Origin of the sequence: Erwinia sp. MYb416, assembly GCF_037479575.1 — a bacterium.
Lineage (GTDB): Bacteria > Pseudomonadota > Gammaproteobacteria > Enterobacterales > Enterobacteriaceae > Erwinia > Erwinia rhapontici.
On sequence record NZ_JBBGYT010000442.1, the window covers coordinates 24,387 to 43,415 of the forward strand.

Here is a 19,029-nt window from a genome sequence, read left to right on the forward strand (position 1 = left end):
ACTATATCTGAATTTATTCGATACAAAGTTACGCTTTGGTTATAAAACCATTAGCAGGAAGTGTGCCAACTGTTATCGGTGTAAAAATCGTTATTTATCATCGCATTGCCGTTCATAAAAATCGGCTTTCTCTGCTGCAAATGCAGCAGTCACTGACGGAAGTCTGTTGCATTTGCAGCAATCATGCCGGTTACCCCCTCGCCCCGGATGGCGCGCCAGGATACTCTTTTCCTCTCTTCTCTCGTCAGGAATACAGCATGTCGCATCCCGGCCCGTTACTGATTGATCCCGCCTCCATTGCGTTTCAAAGCGTACTGGATCGGCTGGCACCCACCGACGCCACGGTGCTGATTGTTGGTGAAACTGGCACCGGCAAAGAAGTGGTGGCGCGCTATCTGCACCATCACAGCCTGCGTCAGTCACAGCCCTTTGTGGCGGTGAACTGCGGGGCGTTGACCGAGAGCCTGGCGGAGTCGGAACTGTTCGGCCATGAGAAAGGGGCATTTACCGGGGCGACTGAACGTCATCAGGGCTGGTTTGAAGCGGCTGAGGGCGGCACGCTGTTGCTGGATGAGATCGGTGAGCTGAGCCTGCCGTTGCAGGTCAAACTGCTGCGTGTTTTGCAGGAGCGGGAGGTCACGCGCGTGGGTTCACGCCGCCCGGTGAAGGTCAACGTTCGGGTGATTGCTGCCACGCATGTCGACCTTGCCCATGCCATTCGCGAGCGCCGTTTCCGTGAAGACCTGTTTTATCGTCTTAATGTGGCAGCGGTCACCCTGCCCCCGCTGCGTCAGCGACGCGAAGATATTCCCCTGCTGGCCGACCACTTTCTGACGCTGTATGCCCGCCGTCTGGGGCGTCCGCAACTACGGCTGAGTGAAGAGAGCATCACCACGTTGATGGATTATGCCTGGCCGGGCAATGTGCGCGAGCTGGAAAATACCCTGCATAACGCCGTACTACTGAGTAAAGAGTCGATTATCTCGCCGCATCAGCTCCGGCTGAACACCGAAAGACTCGAACCGCACCCCGTCAGCGAACAGGCGCTGGATACGTTTCTGCGCCAGCAGTTACAGGGCGATGGCGGCCCCTTGTATCAACGGGTACTGGATGCGCTGGTGCGTAATGCGTTTGAACTGAGCGGCGAAAATCAGCTTCAGGCCGCTGCGTTACTGGGGATCAGCCGTAATACCCTGCGCACTCACTTAGGCCATCTTGGCCTGATTAAAGCCCGCCGTAGCCTGGTCAGCACAGCACGGCACGATGCCTCACGCCAGGGCCACCAGGATCGTGAACTGCGTATCGGCTATCAGAAGTTTGGCAATCTCGGCATCCTGAAAGCGCGCCAGAGCCTGGAAGCTGAATTTACCCAGCGGGGGATCAGCGTGCTGTGGAGCGAGTTTCCCGCCGGGCCACAGCTGTTACATGCGCTGGATAATCGCGAAATTGACTTTGGTACCACGGGTGAAGTGCCGCCTGTTTTTGCCCAGGCGGGCAACAGCCCGCTGCTGTACGTTGCCTGGGAACCTGCGGCACCGCAGAGCGTCGCCCTGCTGGTGACACCGGACAGCCCAATCCAGACGATTGCCGATCTGCGCGGTAAGCGCATTGCGGTGAATAAAGGGTCTAATGTGCATTACCTGCTGGTGCAGATGCTGGATGAAGCAGGTATGACGTTGAATGATGTCCGTGTGCTGTACGCACCGCCCAAATATCCTCTGACCCCCAGCGATCATCATGCCGTTGATGCCTGGATGATGTGGGACCCGCTGCTGAGCGATGCGGAACTGAGCGGTCAGCTGCGCGTGATTGCCGATGGACGCGGGCGGGTGAACAACCATCAGTTCTATCTGGCGCATCGTGATTTTGCCGCCCACTCCGCAGATTTGTTGCATCAGCTGCTGGCGGCGCTGGTACAAACTGGCAGCTACATTGATGCCCATCGCCCGGAGGCGGCCGCCCTGCTCTCTGCTGAGCTCGGCCTCTCCCCGCAGGCGGTGTCACATGCTTTACAGCGCCGCAGCCATCAAACCCGCCGCATGGATTTGTCGGTGATCCGCGCCCAGCAGGCGATTGCTGACCGTTTCTTTGCGCTGGGGTTACTGCCGAAAGCGGTGAATGTACGTGATGCCGTGTGGCGTGGATAAGGCCAATGATTAGCAAAGCTTACTTGTCACAAAATTTGTCTGAATAATTTCAACTTTCTGATAATGTTTCCAATGGTAACCGATAGCTTTATGTAAGGTTATCGTTATAAATCAGAAAGATAATAATCGCCATTTCGGCGAGAAAACATCAAATAAACTGATAAATTAGTCACACCAGGCTAATGAGTTTTTTCCGCCACCCTGCGAGTTATTCCTAAATACTTCCTGACAATAGTTTACCTTTGGAATTTATCCCCCTGTTGGAGTAAAGTTTATTCGCCGTAGCCTGTCAGATCGCCATTGTCCGAAATGATATGCGGTTGCGTAATAACACCAGGGAATCGTTCCTCCATAGCAGACTTATAGAATTGGCTGTTATTAGCCCTCTTTTGCCTTAATTTTATTTAAGAATATAAAATTTTACATCCTTGCTATTGAGTGGTTCCTGGAAATTTAAAAATCCGAGGGGGTTGTCGGTGAAAACAAATATCCTGTCGATTACTTATCTACGGGCCATTGCCTGTATGCTGGTAGTCGTTTGTCATGCTGAAAGTTTTTCTGCCAAATTGAGTCCGGCTTATTTTTCCGGTCTGTTTGGTTACGGCGGCGCCGTGGGGAAACTCGGCGTATACCTGTTCTTTATGATCAGCGGTTACCTGATGGCCTGCGTGCACTGGGAGGACTTTGGTAAGGGCAAGATGGGGTTGTTTGTCAAAAAACGTCTCGTGCGTATTTTGCCAATGTACTATCTGTTCACCCTGCTGACGATTGTGGCCTGGGTGATTAATCCGGGTTGGTTCCCGTCGACGGTATTAACGCCGCTGGATGATATTCTCTCCCTGCTGTTTATTCCCTCTGTGTATATTAAAGAACTGGACACACTGACACCGGTATTATCGGTAGGCTGGACATTGTGTTATGAAATGCTGTTCTATCTGGTATTTGCGATTGGTATGTTATTCAATCGCCGCAGTGGAATGTGGTTTATTTTCATCACTATTTTCGCCTTCATTGCGATCGGATCATTCGGCGATTCACAGCGGCCCTATTTCCAGTTCTATACCGATGAGATCATGCTTTATTTCCTCAGCGGCATTGTCTGTTTTATGCTGCAAAAACGATTCAGTCAACGTTATGCCCATAATGTTTTATCTCTTGCCGTGATTACTGGATTACTGGCGGTATCGACGCTGTGGTTGCAAGGCTATCCCCAGTTACTGCTGCTGTCGCTCAGTTTCTTTATGCTCACCGGGATGGAATTCGCCTCGCAACGTCAGACCCACTTTACGCGTGTCGTCACCGGCATTGGCCTGGCTTCTTACTCTATCTATCTCTGCCACCGTCTGTTTATGGGCGCACTGCAGAAAGTGCTGCATGTGCTGTTACCCACCCCCAGTACCGCCACGATGTATCTGGCGATGGTGATCCTCAGCGTGGCGTCTGCCGTTGTCGGTTATCTGATTTACTGGATGATTGAGAAGCGCGCCACAATGACCTTCCGCGTCAAAACCAGCTAAAGCAAAAGGGCCGGATAATCCGGCCCTTTTTCCGCTTAACGCCCTACCCGGTACTGACTTTTAAACAATGCCACCGCACTGAACACCGCCAGCAGCATCAGATAATAGCTCGGTGCCAGACTGGACCCCGTCATGCTAATCAACAGCGTACAAATCAGCGGGGCAAAACCACCAAACACCGTCACCGCAACGTTGTAGCTGATGGCCATGCCGCTTGCGCGGGTCGACATCGGGAACAGGTCAGCCATCATCGACGGCACGGTAGAGAAGTAGACCGATTTCAGTAAGGCCATCCAGCCAACCAGCAGGATCAACGTTGTCGGCGTGGTGTTATCTGCCACCATCTTAAAGGCAGGATAAATGGTCAGCGCCAGCAGAATAAGCGATCCCCACATCAGCGGCACGCGCCCCACTTTCTCGGCCCACAGCCCCATCAGCGGCGTGACCACCGTCAGAATAATCCCGGCGACCAGCGTGGCGGTAAAGGCCACTGAACCTGGCAGATGCAGCGTTTTCGTTGCATACGTTGGCACATAGTTCAGCATGTAGTTAACGCCCGTTGAGATCACCATCAGCCCGATGGCCAGCAGCAGCAATGTTTTCTGGCGCCCCATCAGGTCCTTCAGCGGGGCATGTGATTTAGGCTGGGCAACAAAGCTGGCTGGCTCATGCACATGACGGCGAATATACAGACCCACCGGACCAATCAGCAGACCAAACGCGAACGGAATGCGCCATCCCCAGTCCTGGATCTGCGCCTCTGTCAGCCAGGCGGTCAGCCCCAGGCCAAACGCCGACGCCATCAGGGTACTGGCACCCTGGGTAGCAAACTGCCAGCTGGCAATAAATGCGCGACGTTCCGGGAAATGCTCCACCAGGAAAGCCGTCGAACTGCCGAATTCCCCACCGGCGGAGAAACCCTGAATCAGACGCGCCAGCAGGATCATGATCGGTGCCAGCAGGCCAATGCTTTCATATGACGGCATCACGGTAATCATCAGACCACCCAACATCATCAGGGTGATCGACATCAGCAACGCTTTTTTACGTCCGACTCTGTCCGCATACGCCCCCAGCACAACGGCCCCCAGAGGACGGATCAGGAACGCGACACCAAAGCTGCCGAAGGTCAGCAGCATGGAGACTGAGGCGTCCTCCGTCGGGAAAAAGGCGTGGGAAATATAGTTGGCAAAAAAACCGTATACCGCGATATCAAACCACTCCAGCGCGTTACCGACGCAGGTGGCAAACAGGGTTTTATACAGGTTCGGTGTGACCGGCTGTTGTTGCTGTACGATAGTGCTCACTGGCCTTCCCCCTGTGCGCGATGCGCACGATGACGGGCCAGCAACGTGCCGCCCTGTTCGCCTAAATCCCAGAACAGCCGGGTCATGATTTGTAATCCTTCGCGGGCAATGGATTTCAGCATATGTTCATCCACCGCATGCTGGCCGCAGGCCGGATAGGAGTGCGGGATCCACAACGTCGGTAATCCCAGCGCGTGGGCGAAGACATCATTCGGCAGTGAACCGCCAAGATTCGGCAGCAGCGCCGGTTTTTTGCCACTGGTGTTGGCAATCACCTCCAGCGCCCAGTCAACCAGCGGGTCGCTCGGGTCAAGACGTGTCGCCGGGGAACCGCGCAGCACCTCCACCGTCACCTGCGGAAAACCGTGCGCATCCAGATGGTTGCGCAGATGCGTGGCAATATTTTGCCAGTCGGTGTCCACCACAAAACGCAGCTGGCAGACGGCGGTCGCTTTGCCGGGAATGGCATTCATTGGTCGTGCCGGATTTCCGGCGAGGAATGAGAGTACCTCAAGCGTGTTCCAGCCATAGAGGCGCTCTGTTGGCGTCAGACCGGCTTCGCCCCAGTTCGGATCAATCTGCGGGCCATTTTCATCGCCCACTTCAATGTCGCTGAGGATCGCTTTCACCGCCGCGCTGATCGCGGGCGGCTTCAGCGCTGACACCTGCAACTGGCCGTGCTGATTGACCAGGCAGGCCAGCGCACTGGCCAGTTGGGTGCCGGGGTTGGTCAGCAGGCCGCCCCAGTTGCCTGAGTGGTAGTCACGGTCGCGGGCCTGAATGCTGAGGCGGAAGTTCACCGCTCCCCGTGAGCCAAGGAACAGCGTGGGACGCACGGCGTTCAGGCGCGGGCCATCGGAGGCGATAAAGATATCGGCTTTCAACTGCTCGCCGTGGCGCTGGCAAAGCTCCATCAGGCCTGGGGAGCTGATCTCTTCGCCCATTTCAAACAGGAATTTACAGTTAAAGCCCAGCGTGCCGCCGCGCGCGGCTGCAACCTGCTCCAGCGCGGCGATATTCACCGAGTGCTGGCCTTTATTATCCGCGCTGCCACGTCCGTACCAGCGGTCGCCCTCTTCCACCAGTTCCCAGGGCGTCAGGCCGCTGCGCCAGTTTTCATCATCACCAAACACCACATCACCGTGGCCGTAGCAGAGCACGGTCGGCAGTTCCGGGTCTTCTATGCGGGTTGCCAACAGGAAAGGCCGTAACGGTGCCTGCGGGTTCGCCAGCTGTTCCGTGGTGAAGCCCAGCGCCTGCATCACTGGCGCCATCTCTTCATCAAGATAGCGCTGGATCACCTCATCGCGATCGTCACGCTGGCTTTCGCTGCGCAGGGCGACGCGGCGTGCCAGCACCTGTTTGAATTTGCCACTGTCAAAGTACGCCGTGGCCAGCGCTACCGCCTGTTCACCTGTCATATGTCGGTCCGTTTTTATTGTGTTTACTTTTTGTGTTTGCCCCTCCGTTTTAAGCTAGAATCGCTCTTTGCCACAATCATCAAATAATCAAGTTAGCGTTGCTTTAAAAGCAATGCTGTTCTGCACGATCAGTGAACATGCACCATAACGAGGCAGCCCGATGCACAGCAGTGAAATTCGCTATTTTCTTGCCGTCGCCAACAGTGGATCGCTGAGTGCCGCCAGTCAGCAGCTGTTTGTTGCCGTGTCGGCAATCAGCCGCCAGATCCAGCGTCTGGAGGCGCGGGTCGGCGCTCCGCTGTTTGAACGGCATGCACGGGGCATGGTGCTGAATGATGCCGGGCAGATTTTCGAAAACCACGTGCGCAAGAGCATGATGGATATGGAACATGCCATCGCCGAGATCAAAGGACTGAAAGCCATTCGCCGCACCGCGCTGCGGGTGGCCTGCACCGACGGCATGGCGTTCAGCCTGCTGCCTGTGCTGTGCACCCAGTTTCGTCAGTTGCATCCCGGCGTCAGTTTTCATCTGACGGTCGCCAGTGCCCTGGAGGTGGCCGAAATCATGCGGCGTGGCGAATGTGACGTGGCGTTTCAGTTCAGTCTTCACCCGGAACGCGGCGTGGAGGTGGTGGCCGCCTGGCCCGCCCCGGTGTTGCTGGTGATGCATGAAAGTCACCCGCTGGCGCAACAGCAGATACAGCTCAGTGACCTGATGGCGTACCCGCTGGCATTACCGGATGCGGGAACCACGGTACGCCAGCTGTTTGACCTCTCCTGCCGTATGAGCGGGACGTTTGTTGAACCTGTGCTGACCTGCAATAACTTCAGCACGCTGTATACGTTCCTGTTACAGACCCCCACGGCAATCACCATTTGCAGCCAGTTCACGGTGATGTACCAGGCGGTTGAACACGGGTTGATGCTGAAATCAGTAGGTGCTGAGCAGCTCAGCCAGCGTTCATTGCAGGTTCAGACCGCCATTGGCCGTAAACCGGGGACGGCGCTGACGCTGTTTCTGGAATTTGTGCGGCATGAGTTGAAGCAGAAGGATGAGAGTATCCGGGCGGCGTTTGATTTTTAGGGGGTATGGGGTGACCGGAAACAGGGTCGCACCCTGAGGGCTTCCCAGTCATTTTTGTCGCTGACAGTTTAGCTTCAGGTCCGGGGCCAGTTTGAGCACGCCGGATCGGCAACGGCCGCATCCCTGCGGGCCTCGGCACGCGGCGTCCCTGCCGCGTGACGTCCGGCTTACCTCAAACTGGCCCCATCCCCGCAAAAACTGTGCTCGCTGTGGGTTTTAAAATAGCGACAACATGATAATTTCTGTGGATTAATTTGAGTTTGGTTTTGACCTGGGTTTTGACGTTGAGGCGGCATTCAGCAGCGCTGAGGAAGCGCAGTGAACCAGGACGAACCGCCAGGACGGCGGTGAGAGGGAGAGCAGGCACAGGGAGGTGCCGTCACGACCGTTCCGTCGGTGAGCGGCGCTTGCGAAGGCACCCGCTGAAAGCGGGCGATGCGCCTGCCGCAAAGCCCGGGTCCCCAGGGCGGCGGCGACTGGCCGCCCTGGGTCGCTCAGCCCGCGCAGCGGGTAAGCGAAACGCCCTTGACGTTGACCTTGACGTTGACCTGGACAATCGCGCAGATCAGCATCACTGCGTTTTATTTCACATCCACCTGATAGAAGATGTGTTTGCCAAACGGGTCCACTTCATAACCCGTCACTTCTTTGCGTACCGGTTCAAAGATGGTCGAGTGGGCAATCATCACCGCTGGCGCCTGATCGTGCATGATCTGCTGCGCTTCGCGGTACATCACTACCCGCTTGTCGTGATCCTGTTCGGCACGCGCCTTGGTAATCAGCTGATCAAACGGCGCATAGCACCACTTCGCTGAGTTGGAACCGCCGTTGGCAGAGGTGCAGCTGAACAGCGGGCCGAAGAAGTTATCCGGGTCGCCCGTTGCCGTGGTCCAGCCCATCAGTGCCGCCTGATGTTCGCCGTTTTTCACCCTTGAGAGATATTCGCCCCACTCAAAGCTGACGATATTGGCTTTGATGCCGACCTTCGCCCAGTCCGCCTGGATCATCTCCGCCATACGCCGTGCATTCGGGTTGTAAGGCCGCTGAACCGGCATCGCCCACAGGTCAATGGTGGTACCCGGTGCAATGCCCGCCTCTTTCAGCAAAGCCTTCGCCTGATCTGGCGCATAGTCGTAATCTTTCAGATCTTTATCCGCGCTCCATACGCCCGGCGGCAGCAGGTTTTTTGCTGCGGTGCCCGTCCCCTGGAATACCGCCTCGATAATCGCAGATTTGTTAATCGCCATGCTGAGTGCCTGACGCACTTTGACATTATCCAGCGGGGCTTTTTGCGTATTGAACGCGAGGAATCCGGTGTTCAGCCCTGCTTTTTGCATCATGGTGATATTCGGGTTTTCCTCCAGGCGTTTCAGATCGGCCGGATTCGGGAACGGCATCACCTGACACTCGTTTTTCTCCAGCTTGGCCGCGCGCACTGAGGCATCCGGCGTAATGGTGAAGATCAGACGGTCCAGCTTCGCCTTACCCTGCCAGTATTGCGGGAACGCACGGTACAGGATGCGCGAATCTTTCTGGTATTGCGCCAGTTCAAAGGGCCCGGTGCCGATCGGTTCACGATCCACTTTTTCCGGCGTGCCCGCTTTCAGCATCGCATCGGCATATTCGGCCGAGAGAATCGAGGCAAAGTACCAGCCGAGATCGGCGAGGAATGGCGCCTCCGCATGGGCAAGCGTAAAGCGCACGGTGTGATCGTCAATCTTATCGATGCCTTTCAGCAAGGTGCCGAACTCCAGGCTTTCGAAGTTGGTGTAACTGCCGTTAGACACCTTGTGATAAGGGTTGGCGGGATCTTTCTGGCGCATAAACGAGAAGATGACATCGTCGGCGTTAAAATCACGCGTTGGTTTGTAGTTTTTATTACTATGGAATTTCACGCCCTTACGCAGATGGAAGGTGTAAACCGTGCCGTCCGGGCTGATATCCCAGCTTTCGGCCAGCGAGGGGATCAACTGGGTGGTGCCGGGGGTAAAATCGACAAGCCGGTTATAAATCGGCACCGCGCTGGCATCCACGCTGGTGCCTGAGGTGTACAGCTGCGGGTTAAAGTTTTCTGGCGATCCCTCAGAGCAGAACACCAGCGTTTTTGCCGAAACCGCTGAAGTGACGGTCAGCGCCAGAGCCGCCAGAACCGTGCGTAATACCGCTTTCTTCATCTCCATCCTCGCTTTTTATTTGACATTATCAGGGGGTGGTGCGTAAACCTGTAAATAACCTGTTCATGAATAACATGATTTTGCACATTACCGAAATCATACCGCTCGAGACAAATAAGGAAAGCTTATGACTGATTTACTGGCACGTCAGCTGACTCAACGTTTTTACCGCTATCTGGCGGTCACCAGCCAGAGTGACGCCGCGTCCACCGTGCTGCCCAGCACGCCTGAACAACATGATATGGCACGGCTGCTGGCGGATGAACTGCGTCAGCTGGGGTTACACAACGTGGTGATTGATGAATTCGCCACCGTGACCGCCGTGAAACCCGGTAATCGCCCTGGCGCCCCGCGCATCGGTTTTATTACGCATATTGATACCGTGGATGTCGGCCTCTCGCCGCATATTCACCCGCAGACCCTGCGCTTCGAGGGCCAAGATCTGTGCCTGAATGCAGAACAGGATATCTGGCTGCGCCAGGCGCAACACCCGGAGATCGCCGCTTATCACGGGCAGGACATTATTTTCAGCGATGGTACCAGCGTGCTGGGTGCCGACAATAAAGCCGCCGTGACGGTGGTGATGACGCTGATGGAAAACCTGAACGATGCGCAGCCGCACGGCGATATTGTGGTGGCGTTTGTGCCGGATGAAGAGATCGGCCTGCGCGGCGCGAAAGCACTGGATCTGAAGACGCGCTTTGATGTGGACTTTGCTTATACCATCGACTGCTGCGAACTGGGCGAAGTGGTGTATGAGAACTTCAATGCCGCCGCCGCTGAGATCATCCTGACGGGCGTTACCGCCCACCCGATGTCAGGCAAAGGCGTACTGGTGAACCCGCTGCTGATGGCCTGGGACTTTATCGGCCACTTTGATCGCCAGCAGACGCCGGAACATACTGCCGGACGTGAAGGTTACACCTGGTTTAATGATATGCAGGCCAACGCCAGCGAAACGCGCCTGAAGGCCTCGATTCGTGATTTCGATCTGGCAAGCTTTGAGCAACGTAAACAGCAGATGCATCAGGTGGCGGAAATCATTCGCCAGGCGTATCCAACAGGCAAGGTGGAGGTCAGTATTTCGGATACCTACAGCAATATCAGCAACGCGATTGGCGCCGATAAGCGCCCGATTGACCTGATTTTTGCCGCGATGAAACAGCTGGATATTGAACCGAAGGTGATCCCGATGCGCGGCGGCACGGATGGTGCAGCGCTGTCTGCAAAAGGGTTATTAACGCCGAACTTCTTTACTGGCGCGCATAATTTCCACTCAAAGTTTGAGTTCCTGCCGATCCCGTCCTTTGTGAAGTCTTACCAGCTGGCTGAGAAAATCTGCCTGCTGGCAGCGGAGTAATTTCTAGTGGGCTTACCGGGAAATACGACCTTCCGTGGGGCTGAAGGATCACCTTGTTTTTTGTGGCTGACAGTTTGGCTTCAGGTCTGAGGCCAGTTTGAGCACGCCGGATCGGCAAAGTCCGCATCCCTGCGGGCCTCGGCACGCGACGTCCTGTCGCGTGACGTCCGGCTTACCTCAAACTGGCCCCATCCCCGCAGCACGGTTGCACGCTGTCGGTTTTAAAACCGGCAACCCGATGTGCCGTCAACAACCGGTGCGTCGGTGAACGAAGCTGACGAAGGGATTCGCTGCAAGTGTACGATGTGCCTGACGCAAGCCCTCGACCGCTCCGCCCACTTCGGGTAAAAGCGAAACACCCTTGATGTTGACCTGCACCCGCGAGTACGCCTCATTCCTCATAAACATACACACGTAGACGATGCCCGTCCGGGTCGCAGGCGGTAAAGGTATATCCGAAATCCAGCGTTGCTGGTGGGTCGAGGATCTCAACGCCCCACGCCTGCCATTGGCTGAAGAGACTATCCACCTCTTGACGACTTTCGGCAGTAAACACAATCTCCGACTGGCTGGCTCCGGCACTCACCGGCGGCGTCACCCCGGAGGCTATCCACAGCCCGAGACGACCGCCGGAAGGCAGGATAAACATCGCAAAGGTGGGTGAAAATTCGACGGCATCAACGTTCAGTATCCGCTGGTAAAAAGCGGCGCTGTTAGCCGGGCTGGCAACATACAGAATGGTGAAATCAAGTGCTTTCATTTGGGGTTTCCCGTTTAGTGACTGGACGGGAACAGACTAGGCGATGCGACTGACAGTTTTTGTCAGTAGCCAAATCCCTGAGCAGAAATATTATGGCGTTCCCGCCACGCTTTCATCAGCTGTGTGCGAGCACGTGGATACCGCTGCGCGGTGACCTGCAGGTGGGTGAAACGATCAAGGCGAAAATGGCGGTAATCATCGCGTGTTTCGCACCAGGCCACGAGCACCTGCACAGAGTCAAAAAAACCAATCGCAATGGGCCAGACTCTGCGCCGGGAGCTAACGTCTTTCAGATCAAGGTAGTCAATCTCTATGATGTTCTGCCGGCTGATAGCCTGACGTAATGCGCCAACATCAATACTGATAGCCAACTCCGCCTTCGCCGGGCCGACCATCAGCGGCGATAACTCCAGCTGCGAACGCAGTTCGGGTGGCAAAACATCGGCAATCTTGCTTAATGCAGAGTGCGCCGCTGCGGCGAGTTCGTTATCGGTCCGGCGCGCAACCCAACGGGAACCGAGTACCAGCGCCGCAATTTCCGCAGTGTTAAACATTAACGGCGGCAGGGTAAATCCGGGTCTTAAAACATAGCCCAATCCGGGTTCACCCACGATATCCGCCCCTTGTTGCTGCAAAGTGGCAATATCACGGTAAAGCGTTCGCGTACTGACACGCAATTCGCTGGCAAGTTGTTCAGCCGTAATGGGGAAACGGTGGTTACGCAAAAGTTGCAGCAGATCGAGCAGACGTTGAGCACGTGACATAGTGGCTATCGGCGGTTTGGGGAGGATGTCAGGGACGGCCAGCAGGGCTGGCCGCCGGAGTGGCGTAACGTTATTTCACTGTCACATCAATACCTGGGAAGAACTTCGCGGCCAGTTTGGTGACGGTGCCATCGTTCTGCACTTTCACAATGGCGGCATCCAGCGCTTCTTTCAATTTGGCATCGTCTTTACGCAGACCAAAACCAATTCCGACACCGAGTACCACCGGATCTTCCACGGCCTTACCGGCAAAGCTAAATTCTTTACCCTGCGGTTTTTCCAGGAAGCCAGACTGCCCGGCAGCCGACATCACCAGCGTACCGTCAAGGCGGCCCGCGACCATGTCGTTGTAAACCTGGTTCTGATCCTGGTAAGGCGTCACAGTCACACCCTGTGGCTCCCAGTGTTTTTTGGCGAAGGTTTCCTGAACGGAACCCTGCAACACACCAATGCTTTTGCCTTTCAGGCTGTCAACAGTTGGCAGCAGACCGGAACCGGTTTTCGCAATCAGCATGCTCGGGATACGGTAAATAGGATTGGTGAAACCGATGCTTTTCATACGCGCTTCGGTGATGTTCATCGCCGAGTTGATGGCATCGAATTTCTTCGCGGCCAGCGCCGGGATCAGGGCATCAAAACTGCTTTCCACCCAGCTGCATTTGAAATTTCCCACCTGGCAAATCGCTTTGCCCAGTTCGATATCAAACCCTTCCAGCTCGCCTGAGGCGTTGCGGCTTTCAAACGGTGGGTACTGTGACTCCAGACCGTAACGCAGTGTGTCCTGCGCCAGCGCTGACATGGACGTCAGCAACCCTACTGCCACAAACAACGCATTCAGTTTTTTCATTCATTTACCCTCAGAGTGGTGCTGTTAGCGAGGCTTGACCTGACAGAGTGCGCGCGCGCCCGCCTGCAAGGTGGCTTCGTCTTTTGCGAAAGAAAGACGGATTAATTTATTGTCGGTGCCATCGGTATAAAACGCCGACAGCGGAATGGTGGCCACACCGTGATCAACAATCAAACGTTTTACCATTTCACTGTCAGTCTCGTCACTGAAATCTGCATAACTGGCTAACATAAAGAACGATCCGGCCGAAGGCAGCAGCGTAAACGGTGAATCTTTCAGCAGGCTGGCCAGCGTATCGCGTTTACGCTGGTAAAATTCCCCCAGGCCCAGATAGTTAGCGGGCTGATGCAGATAGTCGGCAAACGCCACCTGCATGGGGGTGTCGGCGGAGAACATCATAAACTGATGCACTTTGACCACTTCATCCATCAACTCAGCCGGGGCCAGCAGATAACCGACGCGCCAGCCGGTCACATGGAAGGTTTTTCCAAAGGATGAAACAATCACACTGCGCTGCGCCAGCTCAGAGTGGGTTGCCATTCCGTGGTGTTGACGGCCATCAAACAGAATATGCTCATAGACTTCATCCGACAGCACCACGATATCCGTGTTGCGGGTCAGTAATGCCAGACGGTCAAGATCGTCACGGCTGAGGACCTGTGAACTCGGGTTATGCGGGGTATTGATAATGATCATGCGCGTTTTCGGCGTGATCGCCGCACTGACTTCATCCCAATTGATGGCGAAATCAGGTACCTGTAATTTCAGGCCGATGGGCGTTGCACCTTGCAGACGCACAATAGGCGCATAGCTGTCGAACGCTGGTTCGAAGAAAATCACTTCATCACCCGGATGAACCAACCCGGCAATGGCCGAGTACAACCCTTCGCTGGCGCTGGCGGTGATCAGCACTTCGCTGGCAACGTCATACTTCTGGCCGTACAGCGTTTCAACTTTTTTTGCCAGCACCTCACGCAGCGCCGCCAGGCCGGTCATCGGGGCGTACTGGTTATGACCCTGCTGCATGGCGCGGGTCACACCGTTCACCAACTGAGGATCACACGGGAAGTTAGGGGCGCCCTGCGACAGGTTAATCGCGTTGTACTGTGCAGAGAGCTGGCCGATCACCGAAAAAATCGTGGTACCGACATCGGGTAATTTAGAACGTTGCTGCACCGAAGAGGTGATGGTCATGGAAGCTCCAGGTCAGGACATTAGCCAAACAGGGTAAAATTCGTTAGCCCTATTCAACGCGGCGGCACTTGAGGCGACAAGCGAATTGTTGTCATAATAGCCATGACGTTTAATCATAGCTCAGAGAACCCCATGCCTCAGCGCCCGCTGCCGTTAAATGCCATCCATGCTTTTATTGTGACCGCCCGTCATCTCAATCTGACGCGTGCCGCCAGCGAACTCTGTATTACCCAGGGTGCCGTGAGCCGTAAAATTGCCGCGCTGGAAGCCTGGCTGGGTTTTGCGCTATTTGACCGCCATGCACGCGGTCTGACGCTGACCCCGCAGGGCGCCAGCCTGCTGCCCGCGCTGCAAAGTGGCTATCAGCAGATGCACGAAGCGGCGCAACAGGCCAGCAGGCAGAATGCGATGATCCGTCTGAAAGCCCCGACCTGCGCGATGCGCTGGCTGGTGCCAAAGCTGGTGGCGCTGGAGAAAGCACGCCCGGAACTGCACGTCTCCCTGACCACGACCGTGGATCACAGCAGCCAGCTGGATAACTTTGATGCGGCCATTCTGTATGGCAGCAGCCCGCGCAACAGCGTGTTGTTGTTTGAAGAGGCGCTGACACCGGTCATGGCCGCCTCCCTGCTCCCCGACGGGCCTGCAACGGCGACATCCCTGGCAGACATGACGTTTTTGCATCCCACTGCCGACAACCGCGACTGGCAGCTGTGGTTACAGGCACAGCAACAGCCGCTGGCGATGAAACGGAATCAGCATTTTTCGACGATGGATTTGGCGATTAGCGCAGCCATTCAGGGGTTTGGCGTGACCGTGGCCGATGTCACACTGATAGCGGAAGATCTGACGATGCAGCGTCTGGTCGCGCCCGTTGCGGGCAGTGTAAAAACGGGCGCGGTCTACAGCCTGATCCGTCGCCCGCCTTCAGTATCGCCACCGCTGCTGGATGAGCTGGTGGCGTGGTTATGTGAACAGCCTTAGAAAGACACCCACTCGTCAGCAGAGGTAGCGCGGTTTTTTGGCGCACCCAGGGTTTTCAGCGGGCTTTTCAACGCTGCCGGTGCAGCGGCAGAATGACTGGCAGGTGCACTGTTGGCGGAAAGGCGGAACTTCGACACCGACAGCGTCAGCTCTTCCGTCTGGCGCTCCAGCGCGCTGGCTGCCGCAGAAACCTGTTCAACCAGCGAGGCGTTCTGCTGGGTGACGCTGTCCATTTCTGAAATCGCGGTGCCCACCTGAGAAATGCCTTTGCTCTGCTCTTCGGAAGCTGACGCGATCTGCTTCATGATTTCGGTAACTTCAGCCACCGATGTCAGGATGTCGCCCATCGTGCTTCCGGCTTCACCGACCAGTTTTGAACCGGTATCGACGCGGGAAACAGAGTCCGCAATCAGCGTTTCGATCTCTTTCGCTGCACCGGCACTACGCTGTGCCAGGTTGCGCACTTCGCTGGCCACCACGGCAAAACCACGCCCCTGCTCTCCGGCGCGGGCGGCTTCTACCGCTGCGTTCAGTGCAAGGATATTGGTCTGGAAGGCAATGCTGTTAATGACCGTGGTAATTTCGGCAATTTTCTTCGAGCTGCCGGCAATGCCCTGCATGGTGTTAACCACTTCATTCACCAGCTTGCCCCCTTTGCTGGCCGTTACAGAGGCAGTATCCGCCAGTGAGCTGGCCTGACGCGCATTGTCGGCATTGAATTTCACCGTGGCGGTCAGCTGCTCCATGCTCGCTGCCGTCTGCTCCAGCGCCGAGGCCTGCTCTTCAGTACGCGAGGACAGATCGTTGTTGCCGGAGGAGATTTCTGCCGCTCCGCGATGGATATTTTCCGTACCGCTGCGAATAGCGCTGACGGCGTCACGCAGGCTGTCCTGCATCGCCCGCAGCAGTGGCACCAGTTTGCCGACACAGTTACGGCCAAAGTCGTTAACCGGTTGGGTCAGATCCCCTTCGGCAATCACACGGAAGTGCTCGCGGATGGTGTCCAGCGGACGCACCAGCATCACCACCAGATAGCGGTCGGTAAACACCAGAATCAACAATCCGGCAATCACCGCCAGTACCAGCACGGTTTTGGTGACGTGGGTCAGATGGTCGACCGTAACACGAGTCGCATCGAGTTTAGCCGCCGCCGCCACGTTGAATTTCTCTACGCTGGCACCAAAATCACGGCTCAGGGCTGGCGTAATGCTGGCGGCATGGCGACGGTAGTCATCCGGTGACCCCTGCTGTGCCAGGCGAACCTGCGGTTTAACACCGTCATCCAGCAGCTTCTGCCAGCTGTCAATGGCACCGGAAGCGTACTGCTGATCCAGCGGGCCCGGCGACTGTTGTTTGAAATCAGCCAGCAGCGTGGCCATGTTATCCAGTGCTTTCTGCACCGACGCCATGTCTTCCGGTTTTTTGGAATCTATCGCACGCGTTAAACGGGTGATCACGCGGAAATATTGATCGTTACCTTTGCTTAATGTGCTCATCTGTCCGACCAGATGGCGATCAACAGCATTACCTTCACTTAACTGATTGAGTGAATACACGCTGTACAGACCCACAGCGCCCCAAAGCAGGCAGAAAAAGCCTAAGATCCACAGCAAAACTGCGCGGATGGTATAATTTTTTAATAATTTCATAATGACTCCGTGACCTGGTGATACCGATAAAAGTGTTGTTATCTAGGGCTATCAGGCAAGTTATCGGCACGGAGACTTTAAAAAATTAAGAAATTAACACGATTTATATTGCTGCGTTTTATTCCTCATACTTTCCATGGTAAATCATAAGTTATTGCTATGATGCCGTTTTCTGACGATTTAGGTCATTTAAAATACAGCAGTAAAAATTAACTATCCCCTGAGCAACCCTAATTAATCGTGTCTGAGATGCACAAATGCCCGCATCAGCAGACGAAACACCTGCATTCTGCGTCGCATAAAGCGTTTTTCAGGGGCAATACAGGCCAGGCCGTGACGACCAAAGCGTAGCGTGATGTCACTCCAGGGATGCCAGGCGGGCCAGTCGGTTTCCCCGTTTATCTGATGCGAGAATACCGTCGCATCGCGGGCAAAACGCAGCCAGTATTCGCTGACACGTTGGGAAAAATCATGGTCTCCCTCAGTGAAAGATCGTGCGGTGTCAACGGGATCTAACTGGCCCAGCGTGTTGAGGACGTACGGAATTTCATTGCCATGCCGGGTGCCATGAGGATAGAGATCATGCGCGTTTTCAGAGACATAATCAAAATAGTAGCGCCAGCCCGGCACACCAGCACGGTGCTGCGCCAGGGCGACAATGTACCCCTGCGTGGTGAAGGTCATGTCACGAGCCACCTGCCTGCCGAGTTCGCCATCATCCCAGACGTCCGGGTACAGCAGCTTGATCAGTCGGAGCGCCAGCGGATGCTTGCGGCGGATATCGGCAATCACCTTAGCCGCATCCACACCAAAATAGGCCAGTACGCTGGCTTCATCACTGTTGCTGCCAATCATCAGCGGCAGGCGCTGCTGTCTGGCTGCGGTAAACACGCTGAGCATCGGCTGCGGCAGCACGCGGTCGCCGTGAATCGCCACCGGCCCGATGTTTAGCGCGCGATCCAGCGGCCAGAATGATTCAGCGGGTAAGGCACGTAGCTGTTCCGCGCTGGCATCAGGGAGATTAAAATGACTGGCCAGCGCCTGCCCTTTTTTGAGTGCCTCTGTACGTGACACATCCGGTACACCGTAGGCGCTCTGGACAATGCCTTTATGGAATAACCCCTCGGCCAGCGGTGAGGCAAACAGCGAGAGTACGCTGCGGGCACCGGAGGACTCCCCCATCAGCGTGACGTTTTTCGGGTTTCCACCAAAGGCACGGATATTGCGCTGCACCCACTGCAAGGCGGCAATCTGATCGAGTAAGGCGAAGTTATTGACCACTTCACCGTCGGCATATTCGCGGTCCAGCGCCGGGTGAGCAAAAAAGCCCAGTTGGCCCAGGCGATAGTTTATCGTCACGATCACCGCACCACGCTGCGCCAGCGGTTCCCCCAGATACGGGGTTAATCCACCGGAGCCAACGGCGTAGCCGCCACCGTGAATCCACACCATGACCGGCAGCGGTGTTGCCGGGGCGATATCCGGGGTCCAGACATTGAGGTACAGGCAGTCTTCATGAAAACGGCCGGGGTCGCCGCCGCCTACCGCCAGGCAATACTCCCGACTCTGCCAGCTGGCCGGTCCCCAGTCTGTGGCGTCTTTATCTCCCTGCCAGGCATTCAGTGGTTTCGGCGCCTTCCAGCGAAGTTCGCCCACGGGCGGTGCCGCATAAGGAATCCCTTTGAAGACGAAAATCCCCTCTTCCACACTCCCAAGCAGGCTGCCTTCCGCCGTCATAATCCGTAATGATCGTTCGTTTCTCATAGGTTTTTCCACATCATCTCTGGGTTAATTATTTGCAGACGAAGGGAGAAAGTCCAT

14 protein-coding genes are annotated in these 19,029 nt (G+C 55.8%); 5 read left to right on the forward strand and 9 right to left on the reverse strand.

What is annotated here, in order from left to right; translation table 11 throughout:
* Positions 1-257 precede the first annotated feature (257 nt).
* A complete protein-coding gene (locus WH277_RS26355; protein ID WP_339507436.1) occupies positions 258-2,147 on the forward strand; it encodes a sigma-54-dependent Fis family transcriptional regulator in 1,890 nt (629 codons plus the stop codon).
* A 476-nt stretch (positions 2,148-2,623) separates the two neighbouring features.
* Entirely contained in the window at positions 2,624-3,664 is a 1,041-nt protein-coding gene (locus WH277_RS26360) for an acyltransferase family protein (protein ID WP_133841953.1), read from the forward strand.
* A 35-nt stretch (positions 3,665-3,699) separates the two neighbouring features.
* Here WH277_RS26360 and WH277_RS26365 read toward each other — a convergent pair whose 3' ends face one another.
* Together WH277_RS26365 and WH277_RS26370 are read right to left on the reverse strand one after the other, a co-directional pair.
* Positions 3,700-4,971 (reverse strand): MFS transporter, encoded by a 1,272-nt coding sequence (locus WH277_RS26365; RefSeq protein ID WP_339507363.1) that lies wholly within the window; start codon positions 4,969-4,971, stop codon positions 3,700-3,702.
* On the reverse strand, positions 4,968-6,392 hold the full coding sequence (locus tag WH277_RS26370; protein WP_339507364.1) for a M20 family metallopeptidase: 1,425 nt from the start codon (positions 6,390-6,392) through the stop codon (positions 4,968-4,970). Before WH277_RS26370 ends, WH277_RS26365 begins: the two co-directional genes overlap by 4 nt.
* A gap of 160 nt (positions 6,393-6,552) precedes the next feature.
* On the opposite strand from WH277_RS26370, the gene WH277_RS26375 reads away from it, so the two are divergent.
* Positions 6,553-7,476 (forward strand): LysR family transcriptional regulator, encoded by a 924-nt coding sequence (locus tag WH277_RS26375; RefSeq protein ID WP_159336580.1) that lies wholly within the window; start codon positions 6,553-6,555, stop codon positions 7,474-7,476.
* Between the two features lie 581 nt (positions 7,477-8,057).
* Here WH277_RS26375 and WH277_RS26380 read toward each other — a convergent pair.
* A complete protein-coding gene (locus WH277_RS26380) occupies positions 8,058-9,650 on the reverse strand; it encodes an ABC transporter substrate-binding protein (RefSeq protein WP_133841949.1) in 1,593 nt (530 codons plus the stop codon).
* Positions 9,651-9,777: 127 nt separating this feature from the next.
* Between WH277_RS26380 and pepT the strand changes: the two genes are divergently transcribed.
* Positions 9,778-11,010, forward strand: a complete 1,233-nt coding sequence (pepT, locus tag WH277_RS26385) for a peptidase T (protein WP_339507365.1) — start codon at positions 9,778-9,780, stop codon at positions 11,008-11,010.
* A 391-nt stretch (positions 11,011-11,401) separates the two neighbouring features.
* On the opposite strand, the gene WH277_RS26390 is transcribed toward pepT, so the two are convergent.
* The 4 genes from WH277_RS26390 to WH277_RS26405 all read right to left on the reverse strand — a co-directional run bounded on the left by WH277_RS26390 (position 11,402) and on the right by WH277_RS26405 (position 14,575).
* A complete protein-coding gene (locus WH277_RS26390) occupies positions 11,402-11,770 on the reverse strand; it encodes a VOC family protein (protein WP_339507366.1) in 369 nt (122 codons plus the stop codon).
* A 62-nt stretch (positions 11,771-11,832) separates the two neighbouring features.
* Entirely contained in the window at positions 11,833-12,534 is a 702-nt protein-coding gene (locus WH277_RS26395) for a helix-turn-helix transcriptional regulator (RefSeq protein ID WP_133841946.1), read from the reverse strand.
* A gap of 70 nt (positions 12,535-12,604) precedes the next feature.
* Positions 12,605-13,381: a transporter substrate-binding domain-containing protein gene (locus WH277_RS26400; protein ID WP_339507367.1), complete on the reverse strand. Its 777-nt coding sequence runs from the start codon at positions 13,379-13,381 to the stop codon at positions 12,605-12,607.
* Positions 13,382-13,405: 24 nt separating this feature from the next.
* Positions 13,406-14,575, reverse strand: a complete 1,170-nt coding sequence (locus WH277_RS26405) for a pyridoxal phosphate-dependent aminotransferase (RefSeq protein WP_227534564.1) — start codon at positions 14,573-14,575, stop codon at positions 13,406-13,408.
* A 132-nt stretch (positions 14,576-14,707) separates the two neighbouring features.
* Here WH277_RS26405 and WH277_RS26410 point away from each other — a divergent pair, with 132 nt between their 5' ends.
* On the forward strand, positions 14,708-15,559 hold the full coding sequence (locus tag WH277_RS26410; protein WP_339507368.1) for a LysR family transcriptional regulator: 852 nt from the start codon (positions 14,708-14,710) through the stop codon (positions 15,557-15,559).
* On the opposite strand, the gene WH277_RS26415 is transcribed toward WH277_RS26410, so the two are convergent.
* Together WH277_RS26415 and WH277_RS26420 are read right to left on the reverse strand one after the other, a co-directional pair.
* Positions 15,556-17,208, reverse strand: a complete 1,653-nt coding sequence (locus WH277_RS26415) for a methyl-accepting chemotaxis protein (protein WP_339507369.1) — start codon at positions 17,206-17,208, stop codon at positions 15,556-15,558. The two genes, WH277_RS26410 and WH277_RS26415, sit on opposite strands and share 4 nt — an antisense overlap.
* A gap of 234 nt (positions 17,209-17,442) precedes the next feature.
* Positions 17,443-18,972, reverse strand: coding sequence for a carboxylesterase/lipase family protein (locus WH277_RS26420; protein WP_339507370.1), 1,530 nt, complete (start codon positions 18,970-18,972; stop codon positions 17,443-17,445).
* Between the last annotated feature and the right edge of the window lie 57 nt (positions 18,973-19,029).

Coding starts and splice junctions, on each gene's coding strand:
- WH277_RS26355 (WP_339507436.1), top strand. CDS start 258: ATGTCGCATCCCGGCCCGTTACTGATTGATCCCGCCTCCATTGCGTTT.
- WH277_RS26370 (WP_339507364.1), bottom strand. CDS start 6,392: ATGACAGGTGAACAGGCGGTAGCGCTGGCCACGGCGTACTTTGACAGT.
- WH277_RS26375 (WP_159336580.1), top strand. CDS start 6,553: ATGCACAGCAGTGAAATTCGCTATTTTCTTGCCGTCGCCAACAGTGGA.
- WH277_RS26380 (WP_133841949.1), bottom strand. CDS start 9,650: ATGAAGAAAGCGGTATTACGCACGGTTCTGGCGGCTCTGGCGCTGACC.
- pepT (WP_339507365.1), top strand. CDS start 9,778: ATGACTGATTTACTGGCACGTCAGCTGACTCAACGTTTTTACCGCTAT.
- WH277_RS26390 (WP_339507366.1), bottom strand. CDS start 11,770: ATGAAAGCACTTGATTTCACCATTCTGTATGTTGCCAGCCCGGCTAAC.
- WH277_RS26395 (WP_133841946.1), bottom strand. CDS start 12,534: ATGTCACGTGCTCAACGTCTGCTCGATCTGCTGCAACTTTTGCGTAAC.
- WH277_RS26400 (WP_339507367.1), bottom strand. CDS start 13,381: ATGAAAAAACTGAATGCGTTGTTTGTGGCAGTAGGGTTGCTGACGTCC.
- WH277_RS26405 (WP_227534564.1), bottom strand. CDS start 14,575: ATGACCATCACCTCTTCGGTGCAGCAACGTTCTAAATTACCCGATGTC.
- WH277_RS26410 (WP_339507368.1), top strand. CDS start 14,708: ATGCCTCAGCGCCCGCTGCCGTTAAATGCCATCCATGCTTTTATTGTG.
- WH277_RS26415 (WP_339507369.1), bottom strand. CDS start 17,208: ATGAAATTATTAAAAAATTATACCATCCGCGCAGTTTTGCTGTGGATC.
- WH277_RS26420 (WP_339507370.1), bottom strand. CDS start 18,972: ATGAGAAACGAACGATCATTACGGATTATGACGGCGGAAGGCAGCCTG.